The sequence below is a fragment of the Amycolatopsis keratiniphila genome, assembly GCF_000400635.2.
GTDB lineage: Bacteria > Actinomycetota > Actinomycetes > Mycobacteriales > Pseudonocardiaceae > Amycolatopsis > Amycolatopsis keratiniphila.
In genome coordinates this window covers 5,849,259-5,874,976 of the sequence record NC_021252.1, presented here as the reverse complement: position 1 = coordinate 5,874,976, position 25,718 = coordinate 5,849,259, and the positions used below count along the sequence as shown (strand labels likewise).

Sequence of the window (25,718 nt, the reverse complement as noted above, 5' to 3'; positions counted from 1 at the left end):
CCCGTCGGACGTGCCGACTCTGCGCTCCCGGCGGCCGCCGGACATCAGTGCCAGTACGCAGGGCGGTACGGAATCGAGCCCGGAGAGCGATACTCCTTGCGTGAACCGGGAACCGTTCGTGGGCCGGGAGGGCGAACTGGCGAGTCTGCGCGGCAGGCTCGCCGACGCCGCCGCGGGGTCCGGCGGGCTGGTGCTCGTCTCGGGGCCGCCCGGGATCGGCAAGACCCGGCTGGTCGAGGAGGCGACGGCCACCGTGTCCGCCGTGGTGTGGGGCCGGTGCGCCGACGATCCGGGTGCGCCGCCGCTGTGGCCGTGGCGCCGCGTCGTCGAGGCGCTGCCGTCGGTCGATTCGGCCGTGAAGACCGCTTTCGCCGAGGCCGAGGGTGCCGGCGACGTCCACGCGGCGCGGTTCCGGCTGGTGGCCGCCGCGGCGGACGCGCTGGTGGCCGCGGCGGAACCGGCGGGTCTGGTCGTCGTCCTCGAAGACCTGCACTGGGCCGACGAGGCGTCGTTGCGGCTGTTGCGGCATCTGGCGGGGGAGTTGCGGCGCTCGAAACTGGCCGTGGTCGCGACGCATCGGGACACCGGGCACACTCCCGCACTCGACGCGGCCCTGCCGGATCTCCTGCGCCGTCCGGGCGCGCGGAGCATCTCGCTGCCGCCGCTGGCCGAGTCCGACGCGCGGGCGCTGCTCACCGGACTGGCCGAAGACGGAGTACGCGAGGCTTATCGCCGCTCCGGCGGGAACCCGCTCTATCTCGGCGCGATCGCGCGTTCTGCCGGGGGAGCGGAACTCGGCCACCTCGTGCGGACCGCGGTGGCCGCCCTCGATCCAGAGGTGCGGCGGCTGCTCGCCATCGCGGCGGTGCTCGGCGAGGACGTCGACGCCACCTTGCTCTCGGAGGTGTCCGGCCTGCCGGCCGTCGAGGTCGCGGACGGGCTCGATCAAGCCGAAAAGGCAGGGGTACTGGGTTCCGGCCGGTTCGCGCACGCCGTCGTGCGCGACGGGATCTACGCGGATCTCGGCCAAGCCGAACGGGAAACGTTGCACGGGCGGGCCGCGGCCGCGCTCGAAGGGCACGCCCGGCGTGAACCCGCGCTCGCCGGAACGGTGGCCGGGCATTGGTTGCGCTCGGCGACCGAGCCGGAGAAGACGGCCGAGTGGGCGGCGCTCGCGGCCGCGGAAGCGAACCGGGCGCTGGCCTTCGACGAAGCGGCGCGCTTCCTCGCGATGGCGCTCGACGCGCGCGCGAAGGCCGGACTGTCCGAAGTGGACCGTGCCGCGCTGTTGCTCGACCTGGCCGTCGCCGAATACCGGACCGGCCGGTTCGCGCGAAGTCTCGACCATGCCCGGCGCGCCGCCGACGCGGGGCTGCTCGCCCGTGCGGCGCTGGTGGTCCGCGACGTCGCGGCGCCGGATCTCCTGCCCGGCATCCGCGACCTCGCCGTCCGCGCGCTCGCCGCCGGCGGGGTCGACCGGGCGACGCGGGCACGCCTGCTGGCGCACAGCGCGTCGGTGGAAGCCGACTACGGCCGGTTCGCCGACGCGGAGAAGCTCGCCGACGAAGCGTTCGCGCTCGCCGAGGGATCAGGCGATCCGGAGGCGCTGGTCGACGCCGTCCGCGCCCGGATGAAGGTCGCCCCGGACAGGCTGCCGCTGTCCGAACGGCTGCGGCTCGGCGCGCTCGCCGCCGAACTGGGCTCGCGCACCCGGCAGCCGCTGGTTTCCTTATGGGGCCACAAATGGCGGATCGACACGGCCTTGGCGGACGGGCGGATGGCGCTCGTCGACGACGAACTCGTCGCGGTGACCACGCTGGCGCGGCTCACGAGGCTCCCGCTGGTGCGCTGGCACGACCTGCGGCTGCGCAGTTCGGTGCTGGCGTTGCGCGGAGATCTGGCCGGGGCGCGCGAACTGGATCTCGCGGCGGAGGAACTGGCGGACACCGAACTCGCGGACGATTTCTCCGCGAAAGGGATGTCGTACGCGTTCCGCACCCAGCTCATGCTGCTCACGGGCGATCCCGGCGACCTGCCTGAGGACTACGCAAGTTTGCTGGACCGGGCACCGCGTCTACCGGTCACCTTGGTCTCGCGCCCGTTGCTGAGCCTGCTCGCGGGCGACCTCGACGAGGCGAGGGTCCGCTACGAACAGCTGGTCCCGCTGGTACGGAGCCCGGAATTCGCGCTGCACGCCACCGGCGCGCTGCCCAACCTCATACCGCTGGTCGAGGCCTTTCGAGACGTCGAGATGGCGGAATACCTGTTGCGGCGCCTCGAAGAGGTGCGGCCGATCGTGGCAGGCGGCGCGGGTGTCTTCTGCACCGGATCCAGTCTGGAACACCCCGCCCGGCTCAACGCCCTGCTGGGCCGCCACGACGAGGCGGTGCGGCTGTCCGAGCGGGCCATCACGATCAACGAAGGCATCGGCGCGCGGCCCGGCGTCGCCCAAACGAGGTTGCTGCTCGCCGAAGCCCTGGTCGCCAAAGGCGATTTCGTTCGTGCGCAAGGGATCGCGCGCGAGGCCCTCGACGAATTCCGGCGGCTGGCCATGCCGGGACCGCTCGCGCGGGCGGCGGCGCTGCTCGACCGGATCCGCGCCGGACGCCGCGCCGCGGACCCGCTCACCGGGCGGGAACGCGAGATCGTCACCCTGCTCGCCGACGCGCTGAGCAACCGCCGGATCGCCGAGAAACTGGTGCTTTCCGAACGTACGGTGGAAAGCCACGTCCGGAGCATCCTGGCGAAACTGGGTCTGGCGAACCGGACCGAGGTCGTCGCGTGGGCGAGCAGGGAAGGCCTCAGGGACTGACGGTCAGCTTGCCGAGGATGTGCGCGACGACGGCGTCCAGGTTGTCTTCGAGGAAGAAGTGCCCGCCTGGGAACACTTCCAGCTCGAAGGAGCCGCTGGTGTGTTCGGCCCAGTTTTCGACGTCCGGCAGCTCCAGGACCGGGTCCGCGTCGCCCGCGAGCGCCACGATCGGGCAGCTCACGTCGGGTCCGGGCCGGTACCGATAGGTCTCGACGGCCTTGTAGTCACCGCGCAGGGCGGGCAACGCGAGCGCGCGGATGTCCGGGTCGTCGAAGATCGTGGGATCGGTGCCACCGAGACGGCTGACCTCCTTGAGGAAGGTGTCGTCGTCGGCGAGGTGGTGCGCCCTTTCCTTCTGCACGTCCGGGCCTCGGCGGGCCGAGACGAACAACGCCGTCGGCACGATGCCCCGCGCTTCGAGCCGCCGCGCGACCTCGAACGCGGCGATGGCGCCCATGCTGTGGCCGAAGAGGGCGAACGGTTGCCGGAACGCGGCGACGACGTCCACCAGCTGCTCGGCGAGGGCGTGCAGGTCGTCGATGACCGGCTCGCCCATCCGGTCCTGCCGTCCCGGGTACTGGGCGGTGTGCACCTCGACGGTGGGTGAGAGCGCGGCCGAAAACGAGCGGAACGCGCTCGCGGACCCGCCGGCGTGCGGGAAGGCGAGGAGCCGCATCCCGGCCGACGGCGCCGGATGGAAGCAGCGCGTCCAACTGCTCAGAGCACGTCCTGCCATCGAAAATCCCCCAATCCGTGCGGGAACGACCCGCACGACACTGGAATGTACGGGGGATCCGCGGAATGAGTCCATCCTTGTGCGGGGTTGTTCACGCTGGGAACACTGGACACCGGGGCTCGGCGGATGGGAGCGGATGTGGCGGAGGACCTGAAGATCAGGATCGGCGTGGGGCTGGGGACCGGGACGGCGCCGGAGGAGTTCGGTGCCGCGGTCGATCTGCTGGAGCGGGCCGGCGTCGATTCGCTCTGGCTGCCCGAGGCGGTGTACTCGCCCAGGATCGATCCGGTCGTCGGGCTGACGCACGCGCTCGCCCGCACCACGAAACTGAAGGTCGGCACCGGGGTGATGGTGCTGCCGGGCCGTGATCCGGTGCTGGTCGCCAAACAGCTCGCCTCCCTCGCCGCGCTGGCGCCGAAAAGGGTGCTCCCGGTCTTCGGCCTGAAGCCCGCGCGTGCCGCGGAACTGCCCCTGTTCCCGGTGCCGCGAGGCCGCCGCGCCGCGGTGTTCGACGAGTCGCTGCTACTGGTCAGGGCCTTGCTGGAACAGAAGGAAGTGACCTTCGAGGGCGAGTTCTTCCGCGTGGAAGGCGCGGGTTTCGGCCTCACCCCGGTCAACCGGCTCGACCTCTGGCTCGGCGGGAAGGCACCCGGCGCGCTGCGGCGGGTCGGCAGGCTCGCGGACGGCTGGCTGGCCAGTTTCCTCACGCCGGAGGAGACGAGGGCCGGCCGCGAGACGATCCAGGAGGCCGCCGCCGAGGCGGGCCGGGAAATCGAGGCCGACCACTTCGGGATCGGTCTCTTCGTCGCGGAGGACGGGATCCCTGACACACTCGCGGCTTCGGTCACGGCGCGGTCCGGCGCGGACCCGTCCCGGCTGATCGCGGACGGCTGGAGCGCCGCCCGCGACCTGATCGCCGAGCACATCGACGCCGGGCTGAGCAAGTTCGTGCTGTACCCGGCCGGGCCGGAGCCGATCGAGCGGTTCGTGGAGAACTTCGTCGAGCACGCCGTCCCGCTGCAGAACTGAGTGGGTCACCGTGGTCGTGAGTGGCGTTTCGGGTTAGAACCCGAAACGCCACTCACGACCCACCGCACCGAGGCGCTAGTCGAACTTCAGCTCTTCGGTCCGCCGCGGCATCAGCAGCAGCGCGCCGACGCTGAGCACGGCGACCACCAGCATCGCCAGGAAGACGTGGTGCGTGGCGTCCGCGAGGGCGCCCCGCACGAACGTCGTCGTCGGGGTTTCCGGGCCGTTGCCCTCCAGGACGACACTGGTCGCGTCGACGCCGGACGGCAGGCCGGTGACCCCGGCAGGCGGGCTGGCGAAGCGGTTCGCCAAGGTCGCGTTCGCGATCGCGCCGAAGATCGCCACGCCGACGGCGCTGCCCAGCGAGCGGCTGAACATGTTGGTCGCGGTGACGACGCCGCGGCGTTCCCAGCCGATGGTGGACTGCACGGCGATCAGCGTCGGGCTCGACGCCAGCCCCAGTCCCAGCCCGAGGACGAACGCGGCCGCGGCCGCCAGCCAGATCGACGAGCCCGCGGCCAGGAACACCGTGAGCGCCGCGCCCGCGATGACCGCCCCGCTGCCGATCAGCGCGGTGTCCCGGAACCCGATCCGCATGTAGATCCGGCCCGCCAGCGACGCCGAGATCGGCCAGCCGACGGTCAGCGCCGCCAGCGCGAATCCGGCGACGAGCGCGCCGGTGCCGAGCACGCCCTGCGAGAAGGTCGGCAGATACGACGTCAGGCCCATCAGCAGCATGCCGACCACGACGGCGACCAGGTTGCCGCCGATCAGGGTCCGTTTGGTGAAGATCCACAGCGGCAGCACCGGCTCTTCGGCCTTGCGCTCCACGAACACGAACGCCACCAGCAGCACCGCCGCGGCGGCGAAGATCCCCAGGCTCGGCGCGGACGCCCAGCCCCAGGCGACGCCGCCTTCCAGGAGACCGAGGATCAGCAGCGAGCAGCCGAGGGTGAGCAGCGTGGCGCCGAGGTAGTCGATGCGGTGCGAGCGGCGTTCGACGCGTTCGCTGAAGTTCCGGAACAGCATCCACGCCGCCAGCGCGCCGAGCGGCAGGTTGATGAAGAAGATCCAGCGCCAGTCCAGGTACTCGGCGAACACCCCGCCCAGCGTCGGCCCGACCACCGACGAGATGGCCCACACACTGGCGAGATAGCCCTGCACCCTCGCGCGTTCCTCGACGGTGTACATGTCGCCGACCATGGTCAGCGCGATCGGCTGGATGGCGCCCGCGCCGATGCCCTGCACCGCGCGGGCGGCGATCAGCACCGGCATGCTCCAGGCCGCGCCGCACAGCACCGAGCCCAGGAGGAACGCCGCGATCCCGAAGAACATCACCGGGCGCCTGCCGAGCACGTCGGCGAACTTGCCGTACAGCGGGACGGTGACCGCCTGGGTCAGCAGATAGATCGAGAACAGCCACGGGAACTGCGAGAACCCGCCCAGATCGGCGACCACCGAGGGCACCGCCGTGGCGATGATGGTCGAGTCCAGCGCGATCAGGCCGGAACACAGCATCACGGCGATCAGGACGGGGCCGCGTTCGGACCGGAAACCGACCCCTTCCTTCGCGGTGACCGGGGCCGGGGTGGTCATCTGTGACGGTCTCCTCAGGCTCATGAACGACGTCAACTACTTCGCATGGGTAAGCATTCCATGGAGACACCCGGTCATGGGACCGATTTATCCCGTGAGCCATCCCGCAAAATGGATCGGATGAGCACCTGGATCCGCCCGATCGACCGTGGCTGGGTAGTCCGCGACACCGTCCCGGGGCCCGACGTCGACGAGTTCGCCGACCCGGACCGCGTGGCCGCCGCGCTCGCCGGGGCCCGCGGCGACAGCCTGCTGGCGGTGCAGCATCCGGCCCGAACCCCGGCCGCGCTGGCGGGCGGGCTGTCGATCGAGGCCGCGTTGCCGCAGGCCGGGGCGACGTTCGAGCGGATCCGGGAGCGGCACTATCGCCCGGTCTCCTCGGTGGTCGCCCCGTATCGCATCGACGGGCCGGACGGGGTCGCGCTGGGCGTGCTCTGCCTCGTCGACCCCGCCGCGGTCCGGGACGACGGCGTCACCCGGGTCCGGCACACCGAGGACGTCTATCCGGACGTCGTCGCGGAACGGGCCGCGATGCTCGCCGGGCTCGGTGTCGCGACGAGCGCCGCGATGCTGGTCCCCGCGACCGGCGGCCGCGAGCTGACCGCGCTGATCGAACGGACCTGCCGCGGCCGGGTGCCCAGCCTGTCCACAGTGGACGGCACGGGCCGCAAACACGAACTGTGGCTCACCGGTCCCGGCGAAGACCAGGACGGGCTGCTGGCGACCCTGGACGGCCTGGATCTCCTGGTCGCGGACGGCAACCACCGTGTCGCGGCCGCCGCGGCCTCCGGGCGCGGCGCGCTGCTGGCGCTGGTCACCGGCGGGCCGGGGTTGCGGATCGGGCCCATCCACCGGGTGCTCGCCGGCACCGGCCTCGACGCGGACACCCTGGTCCGGCGCTGGACGGAGGCGGGATACGACGTCCACCCCGGCCCGCCGGAGCCGCCGTCCGAGGCGGGCGAGGTGACCGTGGTGGCGGGGACGTCGGCATTCCGGGTGTCGCTCGGCAAGGCGGGTGGTGACCACGCGGTGGTCGAACAGGAGCTGCTCCGCGGGGCGCTCGGGGTCGATCCGGAAGGCCCGAACGTGCGTCCGCTGCTGCCCGGCGTGCCGGTGCCCGAAGACGCGGACGCGGTGCTGCTGCTGGCCCCGGTCCCGTACGCGGAGGTGCTCGCCGTGCACGCGGCCGGGGCGCGGATGCCGAGGAAGGCCACCTACTTCACCCCGAAACCGCGCAGCGGACTCCTCCTGGCCGGGCTCTGACGTCGCGCTTTTGTCGGTGGCGCGGCTTAGGATCGCCTCGTGGAACTGCCCGTGATGCCGCCCGTCAAGCCGATGCTGGCCAAGGCCGTGCACGAACTGCCGCGCACGCCGGGGCTGCTGTACGAGCCGAAGTGGGACGGCTTCCGCTGCGTGGTCTTCCGCGACGGCGACGAGGTGGTGCTGGGCTCGCGCAACGACCGGCCGTTGACGAGGTACTTCCCCGAGCTGGTCGAGCTGCTCAAGGACGCGCTGCCCGAGCGCTGCGTCGTCGACGGCGAGATCGTGCTGGTCACCGAGGGCGGGCTCGATTTCGAGGCGCTCCAGCTGCGCCTGCATCCGGCGGCGTCCCGCGTGAAGAAGCTGGCCGAGGAGACACCCTCCAGTTTCGTCGTGTTCGACCTGCTCGCCCTGGAAGACCGGGATCTCACGCCGGAACCGTTCGGGGAGCGGCGCAAGCTGCTCGAAAGCGTGGTCGACACGAAATTCGCCCGGGTGCACCTCACCCCGCTGTCCGAGGATCCCGACGTCGCACAGGACTGGTTCACCCGCTTCGAGGGCGCGGGCTTCGACGGCGTGATGGCCAAGCCCGCCGACGCGCCGTACGAGCAGGACAAGCGGGTGATGTGGAAGGTCAAGCACCAGCGCACCGCGGACTGCGTCGTCGCCGGTTTCCGGTGGCACAAGGACGGGGCCGGGGTCGGGTCGCTGCTGCTGGGCCTCTACGACGACGAGGGCGTCCTGAACCATGTGGGCGTGGCCAGCAGTTTCACCGCCGCGAGGCGCCGTGAGCTGGTGGACGAGCTCGCGCCGCTGCGGGAGAACGCGCTGGAGGACCATCCCTGGCGCGAGTGGGCCGTGGCCCACGAGGAGGCGGGCGGCCGGATGCCGGGCGCGGGCAGCCGGTGGGCGCCGAAGAAGGACCTGAGCTGGGAGCCGGTCCGCATCGAATGGGTCGCCGAGGTCCGCTACGAACACGTCGAGGGCACCCGGTTCCGGCACGGCGGGAGGCTCGTGCGCTTCCGTCCCGATCGCGAGCCGGCCTCGTGCACGTACGCGCAGCTCGAAGAGGTCCCGCCCGCCGAGCTGGCCACCTTGTTCACCGAGCTGGGGGAAGCATGAAAGCGGAGCCGGTCACGCTGGATCTCGACGGCGTCGAGTTCACGGTGTCCAATCCGGGCAAGGTCTACTTCCCGGAGCGCGGTGAGACCAAATTGGACCTCGTCGAGTACTACCGCGCGGTCTCGGTCCCGCTGCTGGCCCAGCTCGGCGACCGGCCCTTGCTGCTGGAGCGCTATCCCGACGGCGCCGGTGGGAAGTCCTGGTTCCAGAAGCGGGTCCCGAAGAACGCGCCGGGCTGGTTGACCACGACGGTGGTGTCCACTCCGAACGGGACCACATCGGACGCGCTGGTGGCGAGGGACCTGGCGCATGTCATTTGGGCGGTGAACCAGGGCTGCCTCGGTTTCCACGTCTGGCCGAACCGGGCCGACGCGCCGGACATCAGCGACCAGCTGCGCATCGACCTCGACCCGTCGCCGGGGATCGGGTTCCCCGAGTTGCGGCATGGCGCCGTCCTCACGAAGGCGTTGCTGGAGGAGCTGGGCATCACGGCGCAGCTGAAGACCTCGGGCTCGCGCGGCCTGCATCTCTACGTGCCGCTGGAGCCGAAGTGGGACGGCTACGAGGTCCGCGCGGCCGCCGTCGCGCTCGCCCGGGAACTCGAACGCCGCCACCCGGACGAGATGACGGCGCAGTGGTGGAAGGAAGAACGCGGTTCCCGCGTGTTCGTCGACTTCAACCAGAACGCGCCGCACAAGACGGTGTTCGGCGCGTGGTGCGTGCGCCCGCGGGTCGGCGGGCAGGTGTCGACGCCGATCGGCTGGGACGAACTGGAGACCGTCGAGCCGGACAAGCTCACTCTGTCCACTGTGCCCGCTCGGCTCGCCGAACGCGGAGACCCTTGGGCGGCAACGGAACCACAGTCGATCGAGCCGCTGCTGGAGATGTCCCGGAAGGACATGGCGAACGGGCTCATGGACGCTCCCTGGCCGCCCGTCTACCCGAAGATGCCGAACGAGCCGCCCCGGGTGGCGCCGAGCAGGGCGAAGAAAGAAAGCATTTAGTCCTCTGAATGCGGTCCTTGCGCGCGCAACTACCGCATTCAGAGGACGAAATGCGGTCAGAGTGGCAGGTCGAAGGCGAGTTGCGTGTTCACGGCGGGTTCGGCCTTGCGGCTGGACCGGTGGCCGGGCAGGGTCGCGGCGCAGCGCGGGCACGGGGCGACCTCGGTGGTGGTGAGATCCACCGGCGTCCACAGCCGGGATTCCTTGTCCCCGCAGGCGGAACGCCGGTACCGGAGGTCTTCGGAGCGGGTCATCAGATGCGCGGCGGGGGAGTCCTCCGGCAGCGCGCCGACCAGGTACCAGCGTCCGGCGGTGTTCGTCATGGAACTGTCCTCCCGATACAGGTGGTCCAGCTCGAGATTCCTTCCGGAAAACAGTGTCAAGCAGACGCGCCGTGATTCCCGGTATTTCGGCCTTCGGCGTGTCTCGCGATCCCTGTGCCCGAACAGAGGACACGCGTGTCTGGAGGCGTAACTCGCGTGTTTGGAGGCGTAACGGGCCCAATCACGCGAGTTTCGCCTCTGATCACGTGAGATGCGGGCCCAGACACGCGAGATCGGCTGGTGAGCGAGCGAGGCGGGTAGCGTGGCCCTTCGGCGTTTCAGGCCCGCTTCAGTCCTGAATGAACCGCAGCACCCGCAGCATGCCGCGTTCGTCGACGACCTCGGGGTCGTCCGCGACACAGGCCTCGAGGCGTGCGGTGACGGCCTCGGTGTCGATGCCCGAACCGATCAGCACCAGCTCGCTCCGGCGCGGCCGGCCTGAAGGCCACGCCGACCGCTCCAGCTGGATGAACGAGCCCACCGTGTGCAGGCCGAACCGGGACCGCGCGCCATTCGGGCCGAAGTCGAGAAAACCCTTGATCCGGTAGAGCCCGCCGGGGCGCTGTTCGAGGAAGTCCATCAGCCGTCGCGGGTCCAGCGGACGCTCGGTGGTGAAGGCGACGCTGTCGTACGCGGTGTGGAAGTGGTGCTCGTGGTCGTGCTCCTCCTCGCGGAGGTCGTCGAACGACATCTGGCCCACCCGTTCGCGCGGCCGGGCGTCGAAGAACAGGGTGGGGTCGATCCGGCCGTGGGAGGTCGCGATCACCGGCGTGCCGGGTGCGATCTCGTCGATCGTGCCGCGCAGTTTGGCCAGGGTCTCCTCGTCAGCCCGGTCGGTCTTGTTGAGCACGACCAGGTCGGCGAACCCGAGATGCTCGTCCAGTTCCGGGTGTCGCTTCCTGGTCGACTCGAACTCGGCGGCGTCGACGAGTTCGACCAGGCCGCCGTAGGCGATGACGGGGTTCTCGCTGGCGATCATCAGACGGATGAGGTCACGCGGTTCGGCGAGCCCGCTGGCTTCGATCACGATGACGTCGATCCCGGCCTCGGCCTCGGAAAGCTTCGCGAGCATGGCGTCGAGGCCGCTCGCGTCGACGGCGCAGCACAGGCAGCCGTTGCCGAACGACATCATGGTGTCGACCTGGCCGGAGACGGCCATCGCGTCGACCGCGATGCTGCCGAAGTCGTTGACCACGACCCCGATCCGCGCACCCTGCCGGTTGGCCAGCAGATGGTTGAGCAGGGTGGTCTTGCCGGAGCCGAGGAAGCCCGCGACCAGGATGACCGGAATCCGCCTGTCGACCACGATTTTCCTTTCCGTTGGACCTTCCCGCACTCTAGCGACGGCGGAAGCGGGCCAATACACCGGTACGGGGAAAGAGTAGAAGGGCTGGCGGGTGAATACGCTCGAAAGAGTGATTAATGACGATCATAAAGTGATCTTGGCCGCCTGTGATCATTTCGTTCGAAGAAATTCGGTGAATATCCCGCGAAGTCTTACGCAATTCCAAATATTGTCGCCAGCAAGCTTTCTACCTGGCGAAATGTCATCGCGGTCGAAGCTTCTGCCATTTGGTGGATCGTGGCCGTCTTTCTGTGGGGTATCGTCTTTCGTCTGGTCCGGACCCGGCCAGCTCGCCGATCGGGCATGAGCCTCCGGGCATTTCCGAGTGCAGGAGGAATGGTGATCTTTCCCGCCGCCGGTGCCGGCGTCGAATTCGGAGAGTGGGAGGCCGAGGTGGCGACGGCGTCCATGCGAGTGACGGATATCCCTCGCTTGCCTCCGGAGGTGCGGCCGCGGGAACGGAGCGTCGACGTGGCGGAGGCCGAGGAGTTCCTCCGGCTCTTCCACGCCGAAACGGAGGGCGGGCAGGCGCGACTGCACGCGCGTCTCGACCGGGTCCGTGCCGAGATCGGCGCGACCGGTACCTACCGGCACACGACCACCGAGCTCGAATTCGGCGCGCGCGTGGCCTGGCGGAACTCCGCGCGGTGCATCGGCAGGCTGTACTGGCAGGGGTTGAAGGTGCGAGACCGCCGCGACGTCGACGGCGCCGCCGCCATCGCAGACGAGTGCGTCACCCATTTGCGGGAGGCGACCAGGGGTGGCCGGATCCGCTCGACCATCACCGTGTTCGCGCCGGACGGCCCGGCGGGGCCCGGTCCGAAGATCCACAACGATCAGCTCGTCCGGTACGCGGGCTACCGGCTCGGCGACGGCTCGGTGCTGGGCGATCCGCGCCACGCCGACTTCACCGAGACCGTCCGGGAGCACGGCTGGCGTCCGCCGGAACGGAAGGGGTCCTTCGACATCCTCCCGCTCCTCATCGAGACCGAGCCGGGGGAACGGCGCCTGTTCCGGCTGCCCCAGGACGCCGTGCTGGAGGTCCCGTTGTCGCATCCCGACCACCGGTGGTTCGCCGGGCTCGGCCTGCGCTGGCACGCGGTACCGGCGATCAGCAACATGCGGCTGGTCATCGGCGGGATCACCTATCCGGCGGCGCCGTTCAACGGCTGGTATCTCGCCACCGAGGTCGGCGCGCGCAACCTCGCCGACGCCGACCGCTACGACCTGTTGCCGGTGATCGCCGATCTGATGGGTCTGTCGACGGAGTCGGAGCGCACCCTGTGGCGTGATCGCGCGCTGGTGGAACTGACGCTGGCCGTCCAGCACTCCTTCGACGCGGCGGGCGTGACCGTCGCCGACCACCACACCGAATCGCGGCGGTTCCTCACGCATATCGCCAAGGAGGAGCGCGCGGGACGCCGTTGCCAGGCCGAGTGGAGCTGGATCGTCCCCCCGCTGTCCGGCGGGCAGACCGCCGTGTTCCACCGTTACTACGACGAACCCGACCCGGCCGTGCGGCCGGCGTTCCTGCCTCCCGGGTAGCGCTCCGACGGGTGAAGAGGTGAGCCGAATGCGGCGTGTCGATGGGCTGAACGGCGGCACGGGTTGCGGCCGCGCGGACAATGGTGACATGACCGCAGTGCTCGTCGTCCACGCCGGCAGATCCGGTGGGACAAAGGAGATCGCCGAGGTGATCGCCGCCGAGCTGCGGGAAGGCGGGCTGACGGCCGATCTGCTGGACGCGGCCGAAGTCGAGGATGTCGAGCCGTACGGCGCGGTGATCGTGGGCAGCGCGCTGTATCACCGGCGCTGGCGCCCGGAGGCGGTCCGCCTGCTCACCGAGCACGAAGAGGCGCTTCGGAACCGCCCCGTCTGGTTGTTCCACAGCGGGCCTTGCGGGCCGCTCGCCGCGGGCAAACGGGTGAGCCTGCCCGCCGGGGTCGCCCTGCTGGCCGCCAGGATCGACGCCGAACGCACGGCCACCTTCGGCGGAAAGCTCACCCCGGACACCGCGAGCGGCCTGTTCTGGAAGATCATGGCCGCGGGCCCGTGGGCGGGCGATTTCCGGGACTGGCCGTCGATCCGGGCGTGGGCCCGCGATGTCGGCCGCCGCGTGCGCATCCGGGTCACCCTCTGAGCGTTTGCAGGTGAACCCGCGTCCGCGATCGACGTCGGCAGGGCGCTCGCTGGTAAAAGCACGTCACGACGGCGGATCGGGCGCCCTGCCACCGCGATAGCGGGGCCTTCGGCCGGGCGGGTTCACGCGTATGGCACTTTTCCGAGTGCACCTCCGCTCCGCGGTCACCCTCTGAGTGTCTGGTTTCGTCGGTCCACTGTCGTAGGGTGGATCCATGGACAAGAAACAGTTCACCGCGAAGCTGCTCAAGAGCCCGGAGAAGGGCGGCTGGACGTACGTGATCATGCCCGGCTCCGCCGAGTTCTTCGGCACCAGGGGACTGGTGAAGGTGCGCGGGACGATCGACGGGCACCCGTTCCGGAGTTCGTTCATGGCGCTGGGGGACGGCACCCACAAGCTGCCGGTGAAGGCCGACGTGCGCAAGGCGATCGGCAAAGAGGAGGGTGACACCGTCGACATCGTGCTGCTCGAAAGGCTCGAGGGCTGAGTTGGCCACCGCATGGAAGCCGTCCCCGGTCATCAAGATCTACGAGGCGCTCGGCGCGGTGGCCGACGGGCGCGTCGAGATCGACGGTGACACGGCACGCGTGACGTCGTCGGACAAGGCCAAGACCTACGACGTCCGCCACGATCCGGCCGCGGGATCGATCACGGCCAACGACAACGGGTCCTACTGGCAGGGATACCTCGGGTACCCGGGCATCGCGTATCTGATGGAGCGCGGCGTGCTCGCCTACGACGACGGCCTCACCGCCGGGCTGGCCGGTGTGCCGTGGAAGGAACTCGCCACCCGGTACCGCAACGACTGGGCGAAGGTGGAGAAGCACGTTCGCGAAGACCTGTCCGAGAAGGGGGTGGATCTGGACCGGTTCGACGCCGGGCTCGCGGAGATCTCGAGCCGGCTGGAGGAATTGGCGCTCACCAAGCTTTCCCCGCGGCTGCGGCCGCCGAAGTGATCGAGGTGTTCTTCACTTGACCTTGAGTTAAGTCGAGGTCTTAGCGTGAGCCGGGTCAAGATCCCCGGGCACGTGAGGAGAACATCCCGATGGCTGTTTCGCTGGAACGGCGGGCGAACACGGTCCCGCCGCCGGACAATGTTCCGGCCGAGGCCTGGCGGATGGCCTGGGTGATCGTGCTCGGCGCGTTCATGACCATGCTGGACACCACGGTCCTCGCGGTCGGAGCCGAGACGCTCACCCGCGAACTCGGCGCCGGAATCGCTTCCGTGCAATGGGTTTTCACCGCGTACCTGGTCGCGCTGGCGGTCGCGTTGCCGTTGTGCGGCTGGCTGAGCCGCCGCTTCGGTGCGGGCCGGGTGTGGCTGGTGTCGCTGGCGGCGTTCACCGTGGCTTCGGTGCTGTGCGCGCTGGCCGGGAACGTCGGCTGGCTGATCGGGCTGCGGGTGCTGCAAGGCCTCGCCGCCGGTCTGCTGCTGCCCGCCGGGCAAACGGTGCTCGGCCAGGCGGTCGGTCCCGCCCGGCTCGGCCGTGTCATGGGGACGCTGGGCATCGTGATGAGCGTCGGCCCGACGTTCGGCCCGGTTCTCGGCGGGGTCCTGTTGCGCGGCCTCTCCTGGGAATGGCTGTTCCTGATCAACATCCCGGTCGGCGCGATCGCGCTGGTCCTCGGGCTGCGCTTGGTGCCTCGCGGTGAGAAGGGCGCGGCGACCCGGCCGGACTGGCTCGGCTTCGTCCTGGTGAGCGCGGGAATCCCGGCGTTGCTGTACGGGCTCACCACCTGGGGTGAGGGTGGCGAGGAATTCGGCGCGGGAGTGCTGGTGCCGCTCGTCGCCGGGGTCGTGCTGCTGGCGGTGTTCGTGCGGCGGTCGTGGGGCCGGGAGAACCCGGTCATGGACCTGACGTTGTTCTCCAGCCGCGTCTACACCGCGGCGGTCGCGCTGTCCTTCTTCGCCGCGCCCGCGTTGTTCGGCGCGCTTTTCCTGCTGCCGCTGTACTTCCAGGTGCTGGGCGGGAGCGGGGTCGTCGAGACGGGGCTGCTGCTGATGGGGCTCGGGTTCGGTTCGGCGATCGCGTTGCCGATTTCCGGCAAGCTCACCGACCGCTACGGCGCGGGTCTGGTGGCCGCCTGGGGGAGTGTCGCGACGCTCGCCACCACCGTCCCCTTCGCCATCGGCGGTTTCCCGCCCGACGGTGCGGTCGTGCAGATCCTGTTGCTGGCCAGGGGAATCGCCGTGGCCTTCCTGCTGATGCCCGCGACGACGGCCGGATACGCGGCCGTCACCAAGGACCAGTTGCCCGACGCCGCCGCGCAGATCAACATCGTCAGCCGGGTCGGCGGCGCCGCCGGGACCGCCCTGTTCGCCGTCGTACTGGCGAATCTGTTGCCCGCGGGCGGGGATGCGGCCTTCCGCGCGACGTTCTGGTGGCTCACCGCCGCGGCCGCGATCGCCGCGCTGCTGGGCACGAGGCTCTGGTGGGTGACGCGCCGCGCGTGAGTTCGGTCCGTGAAGGCCTCCTTGAGGGACCCAGAGTCCCTCAAGGAGGCCTTCACGGACGCCCGGCTCAGCCGCAGTGTTCGGACGGGCTGTCGTACTTGATCCCGCCCGCGGAACCGCCCCATTTCACGCATTTGCCCGCCGCGGCCGTCCGCACCGGACCGGCGAACCACGAGAACGAGCCCGAGTCGGTGATCCGGGCCGACCCCGACACCTCGAGGTAGGCCGACGTCGCGGTCGCGGTGCCCGCGGCTTCGCTCTTCATCGTGCTGACACAGTTCTGTCCGTTGGAAGCGTTGTAGGACAGGTAAACCGTGCCCGCCGTCCCGAGGGGCGCCGAGTCGATCACGCCGTAACCGCCACCGCACACCGGGGCGCCGAGGGTCGTCTCGGTGACGGTCGAGAAGCGGATGGTCTCGTTGGCGTTGCCCGCCGGGCCCGCTTCGTACAGCACGCCGACCGAGCCCGACGAAAGCTGGACCATGTCGGAGTACGCGGCATCACCGCTCCACACCAGGGTTCCGGCGGAGTTGCCCTGCCAGTTCGCGCCCTCGTCGAACGACGACCGCACGACGAGTTCCTTGCGGCGGTCGCAGACCGACGGCGCGGCGAACAGGATCCGGTTGTACTTGCCCGCCTTGTCGGTCGCGGTCATCCGCGCGGTCGAAGCCTGCACCACCGGCGTGATCAAGTCCTCCTCGAAGGTGAACTTGGTGGAGAAGCTCGCGCCACCGTCGGAACTGATGGCGTAGGCACGGTTCTTCGCGCCTCCGCTCAAGCATTTGTCGTCGTTGTTGGCCTGGTTGCGCGCCGCGGCGTAGACCCGCCCGTCGAGCAGTTCGGTGACGCTGATCTCCTGCGGGTTGAGCCCGGCCGTCGTCGCCGGGGTGTCGGTGGCGCCGCGTTTCCACGTGACGCCCTGGTCGTCGCTGTAGACGAGCGCGCCGCTGTTCTTGCCGTCGATGGTGTAACTCATCCCGGCGACGATCCGGCCGGCGTGCGCGCCGCGCGTCAGCACGATGCCGTGCGACGGGCCGGTCGCGAGCCAGCCCGGCGCGGTGGCGAACCCGAGCTGCGTGGTGAGCACCTTCGGCGCGGTCCACGTCTTGCCGTGGTCGTCACTGATCGAGACGCGCGGAATCCGGTTGCAGTCCGGGTTCTTGACGCATTCCATCACCGAGAGCAGCACGATCCGCCCGGTGGAGGGGATCACGATCGGTGTCGGGTTTCCTTTGGTGTCACCGAAACCTTCGATGACGATCTTCGGGGCGCTCCAGGTCTTCCCGTTGTCGGCGGAGCGTTTCACGACGAGATCGATGTCACCGCGGTCGTTGCAGAAGCCGGCGCCGCCGTTGCGGCCTTCGGCGAAGGCGAGCAGCTCACCGTTGTTCGCTTTGACGATCGCGGGGATTCTGAAGCAGTCGTAACCTTCTGTTTTCTGTTTGTACACCACCGTGTTCCCGACGGCGGCGGTCGCGGCGAATGAGGTGGCCGGGAAGGCGCCGACCGCCGCGATGGCGACGAGGGCCGCGAACAGGCCCTGTGCGACGCGAGAGATCTTCAAGGGATTTGCTCCGTCCTGGATGGTTTCCGGGTGACGGGGCATCAGCGTCCTTTTCGGTCGTACAAGGCGCGTACAACCGATCTCGCGTTCTGTGTCAGGTGACGCAGAACGACGCTGTTTTTCCTGCCAAGCTCGATCCCGCCGACACGGGGCGAGATCGAGAGGGGGAGGGCGATGAAGGTGTTCGATCCGGAGGGGCGCGAATGGGCGGTCGATCGCCGGTTCGCCCCGTGGCGCCGGTGGGTCCAGCCGTTCGCTGGGCTCGCCGGCGGCTACCGGCACTACAAGCTCACCCCGGACTGGGGGCTCTACCTCGACGACGAACCCAAGGCTCGAGACGAGGCCGAAGACAACGGACCTCTGGACAAGGTGGCGACGGGCGCTTTCGGGCTGCTGGTCTTCTTGGAAGCACTCGTGCATGTCCCGATCTACTTGCTGCTGGGGCTCTTCTTGATGCCGTTCCTGGTGCTGGAATCGCTGTGCCAGGGTGTCGCGGGGCTCGTCGCCATGGGCGTGCGCCGGTTCCGGAGGGCGCCGGTCCGCGTCGACGTCCTGGCCTGGCACAAGAAGCAGAGCGGTCTGGCTTCGCTGACGATTCTCAGGGTCCATGACGACCTGGCGGGGCCGCTGATCATCGAACTGGGCGCCCTCGTGCGCGACCGCGTCATGTTCGACCCCGGCGACCCGGCCGTGCACGAAACGCTCACCCGGTTCGGGGCGCGGGTGGAACGCCATCGGACCCTGCTTCGCTGGAGAGCCGTGCGCCGATGAGGGCGCTGCCGCGGCGGCTCAGCGGTCGTCGGGTGCCAGCTGCCTGAGGTCGTTCAGGCTCCGGACGACCAGCCGCTGGCGGCCGGTGCTGAGCAGCCCGTCGGCGCGCAAGGCCCGCAGGGTGCGCGCGACGGCTTCCCGCGACGCGGACGCGAGTCCCGCCAGGTCGCGTTGGTTGATCTTCAGGGCGATCAGGGTGCCGTCGGCGACGGGCACACCGTAGCGCTCGGCGAGGTCGACGAGGATGGCGGCGATGCGTTCGGCGGCGGTGCTGTCCCCGAATTCGGTGCGGCGCGAGTTGGCGTAACGCAGACGTGAGGTGATGATCCGGAGCAGGACCACGGAGATACCGGGCTGTTCGCGGAGCACGGAGTTGAACGCCCGCGCCGACAGCCACAGCCCGGTGACCGGCTCGACGGCGATCGCCGTCGCCGAGCGCAGGCTGCCGTCCATCGACGCCATCTCGCCGATGATGTCGCCCGGATCGCGCACGGCCAGCACGGCGTCGTAGCCGCCGGTGGACACCGACGTGATCTTGACCCGCCCGGTCATCAGGATCAGCACCCAGTCCGAGCGGTCACCCTCGCGGATGATCACCGTTCCCGCCGGGTACCGGCGCAGTTCGGCCTCGGCCCGCAGCGCCTTGCGCTGGCCGTCGTCGAGCAGCTCCCAGAGCCTGCCGGGTGAATCGTGCGGCTCCGCCGCGGGCTGAGTCATGCCTCTCGTCGCCTCCGTGCGCGATCGTACGAGACGTCAACCGGGGAGCTCCTGGTACGCCTGGGATAGGCGCTGGACCCCTTCGCGCAGCTGCGCGCCTGTCGCGGCGCTGACGTAGCTCAGGCGCAGATAGGGGCCCGGAGCCTCGGCCGCGAAGTACATCCTGCCGGGGGTGACCGCTACTCCCGCACGGAAAGCGGCACTGGTCAGCGCTACTTCGTCGACGAAGCCGGGAAGCGGCTGCCACAGGTGGTAGCCCCCGGTCGGGACCGGGACGGCTCGCCAGGACGGCAGGAACTCCCGAAGCGCCGAGACGGCCACATCGCGGCGTTCCCGCAACGAGGCCGCGAGAGTCCGCAGGTGCCGGGCCCAGGCCGGAGAGCTCACCAGTTCGAGCGCGGTTTCCTGCAACGGCCGCGGCACGAAGAAGCTCTCGACGGCGTGGAGGCCGCGCAACCGTTCCAGCGCCGGGCCGCGGGCGGCCAGCGCGCTGATCCGCAGGCTCGGCGACGCCGGTTTCGTCAGCGAGCGGATGTGCACCACGACCCCGTCGGGATCGTCGGCCACCAGCGGCGGCGGGGGCGCCGGGCTGCCGGGATGCGCCATCAGGCGGGCGAAATCGTCCTCGATCACGAAAGCACCCGCGTCACGGGCGATCCGCAGCACCTCGGCGCGGCGCTCGGCGCACAGCACCGCGCCGGTCGGGTTCTGGAACGCGGGCTGGCAGACGAACAACCGGGCACCGGTGTCGCGGAAGGCGTCCGCGAGCAGTCCGGGCCGGACGCCGTCGCGGTCGATCGGCACCGGGACTGGCCGCAGCCCCGACGCCCGCGCGATGGCCAGCATCCCCGGGTACGTCGGGGATTCCACCAGCACCGGCGCGCCGGGGGCGCCGAGCGCGCGCAACGCCGTGGTCAGCGCGCTCTGCCCGCCCGAGGTGACCAGCACGTTCTCGACGTTCACCGGGCTGCCGATGTCGCGGGCGAACCAGGCCCGCAGTTCGGGCAGACCGCAGATCGGCGGCCGCGTCCACGCGCCGGGACGGCGGCCGGCGCGGGCCGACGCCGCCGCGAGTTCGCGTTCCGGCTGGAGGCTCGGATGCGTGTACCCGCCGTTGAGGTCGATGACGCCCGACGGCGGATCGCTCAGCGCGGTGAGCACGCCGCTCGCGTCGATCGCGCGGGTGCCGGACCGCGAGCTCAGCGCCACCTCCTGCCACGACACGTCGCCGGACACCGCCGCTTCACGCGGCGGCGGCGCGCGGAAGACGCCGGCCCCGGGGCGGGTGATCACCAGTCCTTCGGCGGCCAGCGCAGCGATGGCGCGCGACACCGTCACCGGGCTCACCTTCAGCTCTCGGACCAGCTCCCGGCTGGACGGGAGCTTTCCATCGACCGGATAGCGCTCCAAAGTGGACCGCAGCTGTGTGACCAGGCTGGTGACGCTGCTACCATCGGACATGAGACTGGATGATAGCGCTATCGCGGACCGGGCAGTAGCGGTCCGCTCCGGGACCGCGCTGGCGGCGCTGGGTGTCCTCGCCTTCTCGTTCACGTTCCCCGCCACCGTGTGGGCGCTCAAGGGCTTCGACCCGTGGACCGCCACCGGGCTGCGCAGCGTCCTGGCCGCGCTGGTCGCCGGCACCTGTCTCCGGGTCTTCCGGGTCCCGCTGCCGAGGCGCGACCAGTGGCGGGGCCTGGCCGTGGTCTCGCTCGGCTGTGTCCTCGCCTTCCCGATCCTGACCACGCTCGCGCTCAAGACGTCGTCGACGGCGCATTCCGCGGTGGTGATCGGGCTGCTGCCGCTGGCCACCGCCGTCATCTCCTCGAAGCTGACCGGGAACCGGCCGTCCCGCCGGTTCTGGCTCGCCGCCGCGGTCGGCGCGAGCGCGGTCGTGGTGTTCACCGTCGCGCAGAGCGGCGGCGGACTGTCCACAGCGGACCTCTTCCTGTTCGGCGCGCTAGTGCTGTGCGCGTTCGGGTACGCCGAGGGCGGCAGGCTGGCCAGGGAGATGGCGGGCTGGCACGTGATCGCCTGGGCGCTGGTGATGGCGCTGCCGGTCACCGGCGCGTTCGCCGTCTTCGGGCTCGCGACCGAGCCGCTGCACATCACCGGCGAAGGGATCGTCGGCCTGCTGTACGTCGCCCTGATCTCGCAGTTCGGCGGGTTTTTCGCCTGGTACCGGGGAATGGCCGAGATCGGTGTCGCGCGGGCGAGCCAGCTGCAGCTCGCCCAGCCGCTGTTCACGCTGGTCTGGGCGGTCCTGCTGCTCGGCGAGCACCTCCCGGCCGCCGCGCCGGTGACCGCGCTGATCGTCGTCGCCTGCATCGTCGTGACCCAGCGGTCCCGTACCTAGACCCGTGGGCTGAAGGGGCCCATCGCCGCATGCGACGCGGTGAAGGACGCTTTCGTCGCATGTGACGCGGGGAAAGTCCCCTTCAGCCCCCGCAGCTAGATCAACGTCGCGAATCCGCCAGACCGCGGTGCCCGCGCGGTGATGGGCTGGAGCACATGACCGCTTCGACCCTCGACACCTCCGCGCGGACCCCGCTGAAGGGATGGCTCGCCGTCCTCGCGGTGACGCTCGGGATCTTCTCCCTCGTCACCACGGAGATCCTGCCGATCGGCCTCCTGACCCCGATCGGCGAGGACTTCCGGATCACGCCGGGGACGGCGGGCCTGACCATGACCCTGCCGGGCTTCCTCGCCGCGCTCGCGGCCCCGGCGGTCACCGTCGCCGCCGGACGGCTCGACCGCAAGAACCTGCTGTGCGCGCTGATGGTGGTGCTGGCCCTGTCCGACGTCCTCGCGGCGACGGCGCACGCGTACTGGGCCGTGCTCGTCTCGCGAGTCCTGGTCGGGCTGGTGATCGGCGCCTTCTGGGCGATCGGGTCCGGGCTCGCCGCCCGGCTCGTCGGCCCGGAACGCGCGGGCACGGCGACCGCGGTGATCTTCTCCGCCGTGCCGCTCGGCTCCGTGCTGGGCGTGCCCGCGGGCACCTTCCTCGGCGAACTTTTCGGCTGGCGGGCGGCTTTCGCCGTGATGGCGGTGTTCACGGCCGGTGTCCTCGCCGCGCTGGCGTGGGCCTTGCCCCCACTGCCGTCGACGGGCGCGACCCGGCTCGGCGTCCTGCGCGAGATGACCCGTCAGCGGGCGACCCGGCTCGGGCTGGCCGTCACGGTGCTGGTCGTGCTCGCCCATTTCGGGACCTACACCTACGTCACGCCGCTCCTGCGCCAGGTGACGCAGGTGAGCCCGGAGCTGATCACCGTCTTCCTGTTCGTCTACGGCACCGCCGGGATCGCCGGCAACTTCGTGGCCGGCGCGGCGATCGCACGCGACCTCCGGCTGACCTTCCTCACCGCGGCGGGCCTGATCGGCGTGGTGACCTGCGCGTTGCCGTTCCTCGGCGACACGGAACCGGGCGCGCTCGCGCTGCTGGTGATCTGGGGTTTCGCCTACGGTGCCGTCCCGGTCTGCTCGGGAACGTGGTTCGCGAGGGCGGCTCCGCAGGCGCCCGAGGCGGCGTCGGTGCTGTTCACCTCGTCGTTCCAGGCGACCCTTTCGGCGGGCGCGCTGCTCGGCGGGCTGGTCGTCGACGCGGTGTCCGTCCCGGCCGTGATGGTCACCGGCGGCGTGGTCGCGCTGCTCGCGGTCGCGGTCCTCAGCCGAGCACGGTCAGCGTGACCAGCGCGGTGGTCCCGACCAGCAGGGTGGAGAGCAGCCCGAGCACCAGGGCCCGGCCGCCGGTGCGGACGAGCGTGCCGATCCGGACCGCGCAGCCCAGCCCGAACAGCGCTCCGGCCAGCAGCAGGGTGCAGGCGATCTTGGCGACGTCGAGCGCGACGCCCGGCACGATCCCGGTGCTGCGCAACGCGGCCATCGCCAGGAAGCCGAGGACGAACAGCGGCACGAGCGGCGGCCGCTTGCCGTCGACCGGACGCTTCCGTTCGTGCACGCCGACCGCGGCGACCATCGGCGCGAGCAGGACCACCCGGCTGAGCTTGATCACGATCGCGACCGCGATGGCGGCGCCGCCCGCGGGAGTGGCCGCGGCGACGACCTGCGCGACCTCGTGCACGCTGAGCCCGGCCCATTCGCCGACGCGGGCCGCGTCGAGCCGCAGCCAGCCGCCGATCAACGGGACCGCGGCGATGGCGAGCCCGCCGTAGAAGGTGACCAGCGCGACCGCGGTCGCGACGTCGGAGTCCTCGCGTTTCACCACGCCTTCCATGGCGGCGATGGCGGACGCGCCGCAGATCGAGAACCCGGTCGCGACCAGCATCGCCAGGCCACGCGGCACACCGAGGAGCCTGCCGAGGCCGATCGTGCCGAGGAACGTGATGCCGACCGTGAGCACGACGGCGAGCAGGGTCCCGGGGCCGAGCGCGAGGACCGCGGGGAGCGAGAGCTGGAGACCGAGCAGCACGACACCGGCGCGAAGCAGCTTCTTGGTGATCCCGGACATGGCCTTCCGGGTCTCCTCCGACACCGACGACAGCGAGCCGGTGAGGATGCCGAGCACGACGGCGATGGTGAGCGCGCTGACGACCGGGAAAGCGGTGCCGGCCAGGTACGCGGCGGCCACCCCGGCGCCGGTGACGGCCAGGGCGGTGAGGTAGGGCTTCGTCGGTCTCGCGTGCGTGGTGCTCATGGTTCGAGCTTCGCCCGGCCGGGATGGCCTCGGTAGCCGGGAATACCGGGGGTAGGTCATACACTTGGGCTATGACCACACCCGATCTGGACTCCCTGCGCCTGCTCGTGCTCGTGGACGAGCTCGGCAGTATCGGGCAGGCCGCGGCCAGTCTCGGGATCGCGCAGCCGTCGGCGAGCAAACGACTGTCCACAGTCGAGCGACGGCTGGGACTGGTGCTGGTCGACCGTACGCGGCGCGGCTCCGCGCTCACCCCCGACGGCCGGGTCATCGCGGGCTGGGCGCACCGCGTGCTGTCCGAACTCGACGGTCTGCTCGACGGCGCCGAAGCGCTGCGCACTCAGCACGAGGCGCATCTGCGCGTCGCCGCGAGCATGACCTTGGCCGAGTATCTGGTGCCGGGCTGGATCGGCGAGCTCAAACGCGGCGACCCCGGGCTGTACCTCGGGCTGGAGGTCACCAACTCCGATCAGGCCGCCGAAATGGCGCGAGAGGGCAAGGTCGATCTCGGGTTCGTCGAGTCGCCGGGTTCGCTGCCCGGCCTTTCATCCCGGCGGGTGGCCACCGACCGCCTGGTCCTCGTCGTGCCCGCGAGCCACCCGTGGGCGCGCAAACGCCGCCCGGTGACCGCGGCCGAACTGGCGATTACGCCGCTCGTGGTCCGTGAACTCGGTTCCGGGACCAGGGAGACGGTGGACGCCGCACTGCGCAAGGCCGGGGTCGGACCGGCGAAACCATTGCTGGAACTGGGTTCCGCCTCCGCCGTCCGCAACGCGGTGATCGCGGGCGCCGGACCGGCGGTGATCAGCGAACTCGCCATCGCCCGCGATGTCGCCGACCGGCGGCTCGTCGCGGTCGCGGTGGACGGCGTCGACTTCGGCCGGGAGTTGCGCGCGGTGTGGCCGGCCGGGCGGCGGCTCGCCGGTCCGGCCGCGGAACTGCTGAGCATCGCCGTCCGTAATGCGAAAGCCCGCTGATTCCCGGTGGTCCGATGAAGGCGGAATGGTGAACTCCGGGTAGCAGGCCGGATGGCGTATCGACTGTAGGGGGCGGAAAGAAGAATTCTCGCGACGGAATTCGCGTTTCGGCAAGGCGAAACCCGAACGGATCGCGGCGGCTAGGAGATCGCGGCCGAGACCTCGTGCAGCAACCCTCCGGCGTCCTCACCCCAGCGGGACACGATGACGAGGTCGCGTTCGGGATCGACCCACAGCAGGTGCCTGCCGCCGTTCCCGCGGGCACACCGGCCAGTCGGCGGAGCGGCGGGGAAGACCCGCCGACGGTCGTTGAGCCACCAGAGGTAGCCGTAATCCGGGTTGTGGTCGCACGGGCTCCAGGTGCGGTCGATCCACTCGCGGCTGAGCAGACGGCGGCCGTGGTGTTCGCCGTCGCGAAGGTAGAGCAGGCCGAGCAAGGCGAGGTCGTCGGCGGAGATCCACAGGCCGCCTCCCCAATGCGCTCCGCCGCTGACGACGGGAACCTCCTCGCCGCCGATACGGGTCGTCGCGCCGCGGTAGCCGTGCCACGACCAGGTGCCGGACGCGCCCATCGGCCCGAGGACGCCCTCCCGCAGCACCGAGGGCAGCGGCCGGGCGAACAGGCGGGTGAGGGCGAGGCAGAGCAGGTTCACCCGGACGTCGTTGTAAGCCCATCCACCGCCCGGTGGGGCGTCCGGCGGCGCGCTTCCCGGACCGAGGCTTCCGGCGTCCGCCCACGCCGGTTTGCCCCAGAGCTCACCGTCCCATTGACTGGTCTGCTGGAGCAGGTGGTGCCAGGTGATCGTGCCCGCGCGCGGGCCCGTCAGTTCGGGCATGTCGAGCGTGTCGCGCACCGGCTGATGGACATCCGGGAGCAGCCCGCCGTCGAAGGCGAGACCCGCGACGGTCGATACGACGCTCTTGGTGGCACTGAACGCCATTTCGGGCACACCGGGATCACCCCAGGACGCGACGCGTTCCCCGCCGTGGACGATCACCCCGCTCGCTCCGGAGCCGGGCAGTGCCGGCCCGATCACCTCCCGGTGGGAAACATCGGCCACCTGGGATTCCAGGTAGCTCTTCATATCCTCGATTCCCGGCGTGACACGCGACTGCTGTGCCATCGAGGCGGCACGGATTACGGACATTTTCAAAGGACGCCCCCTTCACTCACCGTGTCCAGGTTCCTCTACTCGGCCGGCCCTTGAAAAGC

The 25,718-nt window shown here is 70.5% G+C and carries 23 protein-coding genes; 14 read left to right on the top strand and 9 right to left on the bottom strand.

The window, feature by feature from the left end; translation table 11 throughout:
* The first annotated feature begins 100 nt into the window (after positions 1 to 100).
* Positions 101 to 2,812: an ATP-binding protein gene (locus AORI_RS67405; RefSeq protein ID WP_016335607.1), complete on the top strand. Its 2,712-nt coding sequence runs from the start codon at positions 101 to 103 to the stop codon at positions 2,810 to 2,812.
* On the opposite strand, the gene AORI_RS67400 is transcribed toward AORI_RS67405, so the two are convergent.
* Positions 2,802 to 3,548: a thioesterase II family protein gene (locus AORI_RS67400; RefSeq protein WP_200870931.1), complete on the bottom strand. Its 747-nt coding sequence runs from the start codon at positions 3,546 to 3,548 to the stop codon at positions 2,802 to 2,804. The two genes, AORI_RS67405 and AORI_RS67400, sit on opposite strands and share 11 nt — an antisense overlap.
* Before the next feature lie 138 nt (positions 3,549 to 3,686).
* Here AORI_RS67400 and AORI_RS67395 point away from each other — a divergent pair, with 138 nt between their 5' ends.
* On the top strand, positions 3,687 to 4,577 hold the full coding sequence (locus AORI_RS67395; protein ID WP_016335605.1) for a TIGR03854 family LLM class F420-dependent oxidoreductase: 891 nt from the start codon (positions 3,687 to 3,689) through the stop codon (positions 4,575 to 4,577).
* 75 nt (positions 4,578 to 4,652) lie between these two features.
* On the opposite strand, the gene AORI_RS67390 is transcribed toward AORI_RS67395, so the two are convergent.
* Positions 4,653 to 6,173, bottom strand: a complete 1,521-nt coding sequence (locus tag AORI_RS67390) for an MDR family MFS transporter (protein ID WP_016335604.1) — start codon at positions 6,171 to 6,173, stop codon at positions 4,653 to 4,655.
* Between the two features lie 111 nt (positions 6,174 to 6,284).
* Here AORI_RS67390 and AORI_RS67385 point away from each other — a divergent pair, with 111 nt between their 5' ends.
* From AORI_RS67385 to ligD, 3 genes are read left to right on the top strand one after another with little or no spacing between them, the layout of a single operon-like run.
* The gene (locus AORI_RS67385; RefSeq protein WP_016335603.1) at positions 6,285 to 7,436 is read left to right on the top strand and encodes a DUF1015 family protein; all 1,152 of its coding nucleotides are present in this window, start codon (positions 6,285 to 6,287) and stop codon (positions 7,434 to 7,436) included.
* 39 nt (positions 7,437 to 7,475) lie between these two features.
* Positions 7,476 to 8,555, top strand: a complete 1,080-nt coding sequence (locus AORI_RS67380; protein WP_016335602.1) for an ATP-dependent DNA ligase — start codon at positions 7,476 to 7,478, stop codon at positions 8,553 to 8,555.
* Positions 8,552 to 9,559 (top strand): non-homologous end-joining DNA ligase, encoded by a 1,008-nt coding sequence (gene ligD, locus AORI_RS67375; protein ID WP_016335601.1) that lies wholly within the window; start codon positions 8,552 to 8,554, stop codon positions 9,557 to 9,559. The genes AORI_RS67380 and ligD overlap by 4 nt, the downstream gene beginning before the upstream one ends.
* 56 nt (positions 9,560 to 9,615) lie before the next feature.
* Here the strand turns inward: ligD and AORI_RS67370 are convergent, their stop codons facing one another.
* Positions 9,616 to 9,882: a hypothetical protein gene (locus tag AORI_RS67370; RefSeq protein WP_016335600.1), complete on the bottom strand. Its 267-nt coding sequence runs from the start codon at positions 9,880 to 9,882 to the stop codon at positions 9,616 to 9,618.
* A 289-nt stretch (positions 9,883 to 10,171) separates the two neighbouring features.
* The gene (locus tag AORI_RS67365; RefSeq protein WP_016335599.1) at positions 10,172 to 11,188 is read right to left on the bottom strand and encodes a CobW family GTP-binding protein; all 1,017 of its coding nucleotides are present in this window, start codon (positions 11,186 to 11,188) and stop codon (positions 10,172 to 10,174) included.
* Between the two features lie 375 nt (positions 11,189 to 11,563).
* Here AORI_RS67365 and AORI_RS67360 point away from each other — a divergent pair, with 375 nt between their 5' ends.
* From AORI_RS67360 to AORI_RS67340, 5 genes are all read left to right on the top strand, one after another.
* Complete coding sequence (locus AORI_RS67360) at positions 11,564 to 12,772, top strand: nitric oxide synthase oxygenase (RefSeq protein ID WP_016335598.1); 1,209 nt, start codon at positions 11,564 to 11,566, stop codon at positions 12,770 to 12,772.
* 88 nt (positions 12,773 to 12,860) lie between these two features.
* Complete coding sequence (locus tag AORI_RS67355) at positions 12,861 to 13,367, top strand: flavodoxin domain-containing protein (protein ID WP_043848991.1); 507 nt, start codon at positions 12,861 to 12,863, stop codon at positions 13,365 to 13,367.
* A 214-nt stretch (positions 13,368 to 13,581) separates the two neighbouring features.
* Positions 13,582 to 13,854, top strand: coding sequence for a DUF1905 domain-containing protein (locus tag AORI_RS67350; RefSeq protein ID WP_016335596.1), 273 nt, complete (start codon positions 13,582 to 13,584; stop codon positions 13,852 to 13,854).
* A 1-nt stretch (position 13,855) separates the two neighbouring features.
* On the top strand, positions 13,856 to 14,323 hold the full coding sequence (locus AORI_RS67345; protein ID WP_016335595.1) for a hypothetical protein: 468 nt from the start codon (positions 13,856 to 13,858) through the stop codon (positions 14,321 to 14,323).
* An 89-nt stretch (positions 14,324 to 14,412) separates the two neighbouring features.
* Entirely contained in the window at positions 14,413 to 15,822 is a 1,410-nt protein-coding gene (locus AORI_RS67340; protein ID WP_016335594.1) for a DHA2 family efflux MFS transporter permease subunit, read from the top strand.
* 67 nt (positions 15,823 to 15,889) lie between these two features.
* Here AORI_RS67340 and AORI_RS67335 read toward each other — a convergent pair whose 3' ends face one another.
* Positions 15,890 to 17,386, bottom strand: coding sequence for a sialidase family protein (locus AORI_RS67335; protein WP_043848237.1), 1,497 nt, complete (start codon positions 17,384 to 17,386; stop codon positions 15,890 to 15,892).
* A 174-nt stretch (positions 17,387 to 17,560) separates the two neighbouring features.
* Here AORI_RS67335 and AORI_RS67330 point away from each other — a divergent pair, with 174 nt between their 5' ends.
* Positions 17,561 to 18,157, top strand: a complete 597-nt coding sequence (locus AORI_RS67330) for a hypothetical protein (RefSeq protein ID WP_016335592.1) — start codon at positions 17,561 to 17,563, stop codon at positions 18,155 to 18,157.
* An 18-nt stretch (positions 18,158 to 18,175) separates the two neighbouring features.
* On the opposite strand, the gene AORI_RS67325 is transcribed toward AORI_RS67330, so the two are convergent.
* Together AORI_RS67325 and AORI_RS67320 are read right to left on the bottom strand one after the other, a co-directional pair.
* Complete coding sequence (locus AORI_RS67325; protein ID WP_016335591.1) at positions 18,176 to 18,874, bottom strand: Crp/Fnr family transcriptional regulator; 699 nt, start codon at positions 18,872 to 18,874, stop codon at positions 18,176 to 18,178.
* Positions 18,875 to 18,910: 36 nt separating this feature from the next.
* Entirely contained in the window at positions 18,911 to 20,335 is a 1,425-nt protein-coding gene (locus AORI_RS67320) for an aminotransferase-like domain-containing protein (protein WP_016335590.1), read from the bottom strand.
* On the opposite strand from AORI_RS67320, the gene AORI_RS67315 reads away from it, so the two are divergent.
* Together AORI_RS67315 and AORI_RS67310 are read left to right on the top strand one after the other, a co-directional pair.
* The gene (locus AORI_RS67315) at positions 20,334 to 21,230 is read left to right on the top strand and encodes a DMT family transporter (RefSeq protein WP_043848236.1); all 897 of its coding nucleotides are present in this window, start codon (positions 20,334 to 20,336) and stop codon (positions 21,228 to 21,230) included. The two genes, AORI_RS67320 and AORI_RS67315, sit on opposite strands and share 2 nt — an antisense overlap.
* Positions 21,231 to 21,385: 155 nt before the next feature.
* Positions 21,386 to 22,561 (top strand): MFS transporter, encoded by a 1,176-nt coding sequence (locus AORI_RS67310; RefSeq protein WP_016335588.1) that lies wholly within the window; start codon positions 21,386 to 21,388, stop codon positions 22,559 to 22,561.
* Here the strand turns inward: AORI_RS67310 and AORI_RS67305 are convergent.
* Positions 22,539 to 23,528, bottom strand: a complete 990-nt coding sequence (locus tag AORI_RS67305; protein ID WP_016335587.1) for a YeiH family protein — start codon at positions 23,526 to 23,528, stop codon at positions 22,539 to 22,541. The genes AORI_RS67310 and AORI_RS67305 overlap by 23 nt on opposite strands.
* A 71-nt stretch (positions 23,529 to 23,599) precedes the next feature.
* Here AORI_RS67305 and AORI_RS67300 point away from each other — a divergent pair, with 71 nt between their 5' ends.
* The gene (locus tag AORI_RS67300; RefSeq protein WP_016335586.1) at positions 23,600 to 24,505 is read left to right on the top strand and encodes a LysR family transcriptional regulator; all 906 of its coding nucleotides are present in this window, start codon (positions 23,600 to 23,602) and stop codon (positions 24,503 to 24,505) included.
* A 140-nt stretch (positions 24,506 to 24,645) separates the two neighbouring features.
* Here the strand turns inward: AORI_RS67300 and AORI_RS67295 are convergent, their stop codons facing one another.
* Entirely contained in the window at positions 24,646 to 25,653 is a 1,008-nt protein-coding gene (locus AORI_RS67295) for a serine hydrolase domain-containing protein (RefSeq protein WP_043848235.1), read from the bottom strand.
* Positions 25,654 to 25,718 lie beyond the last annotated feature (65 nt).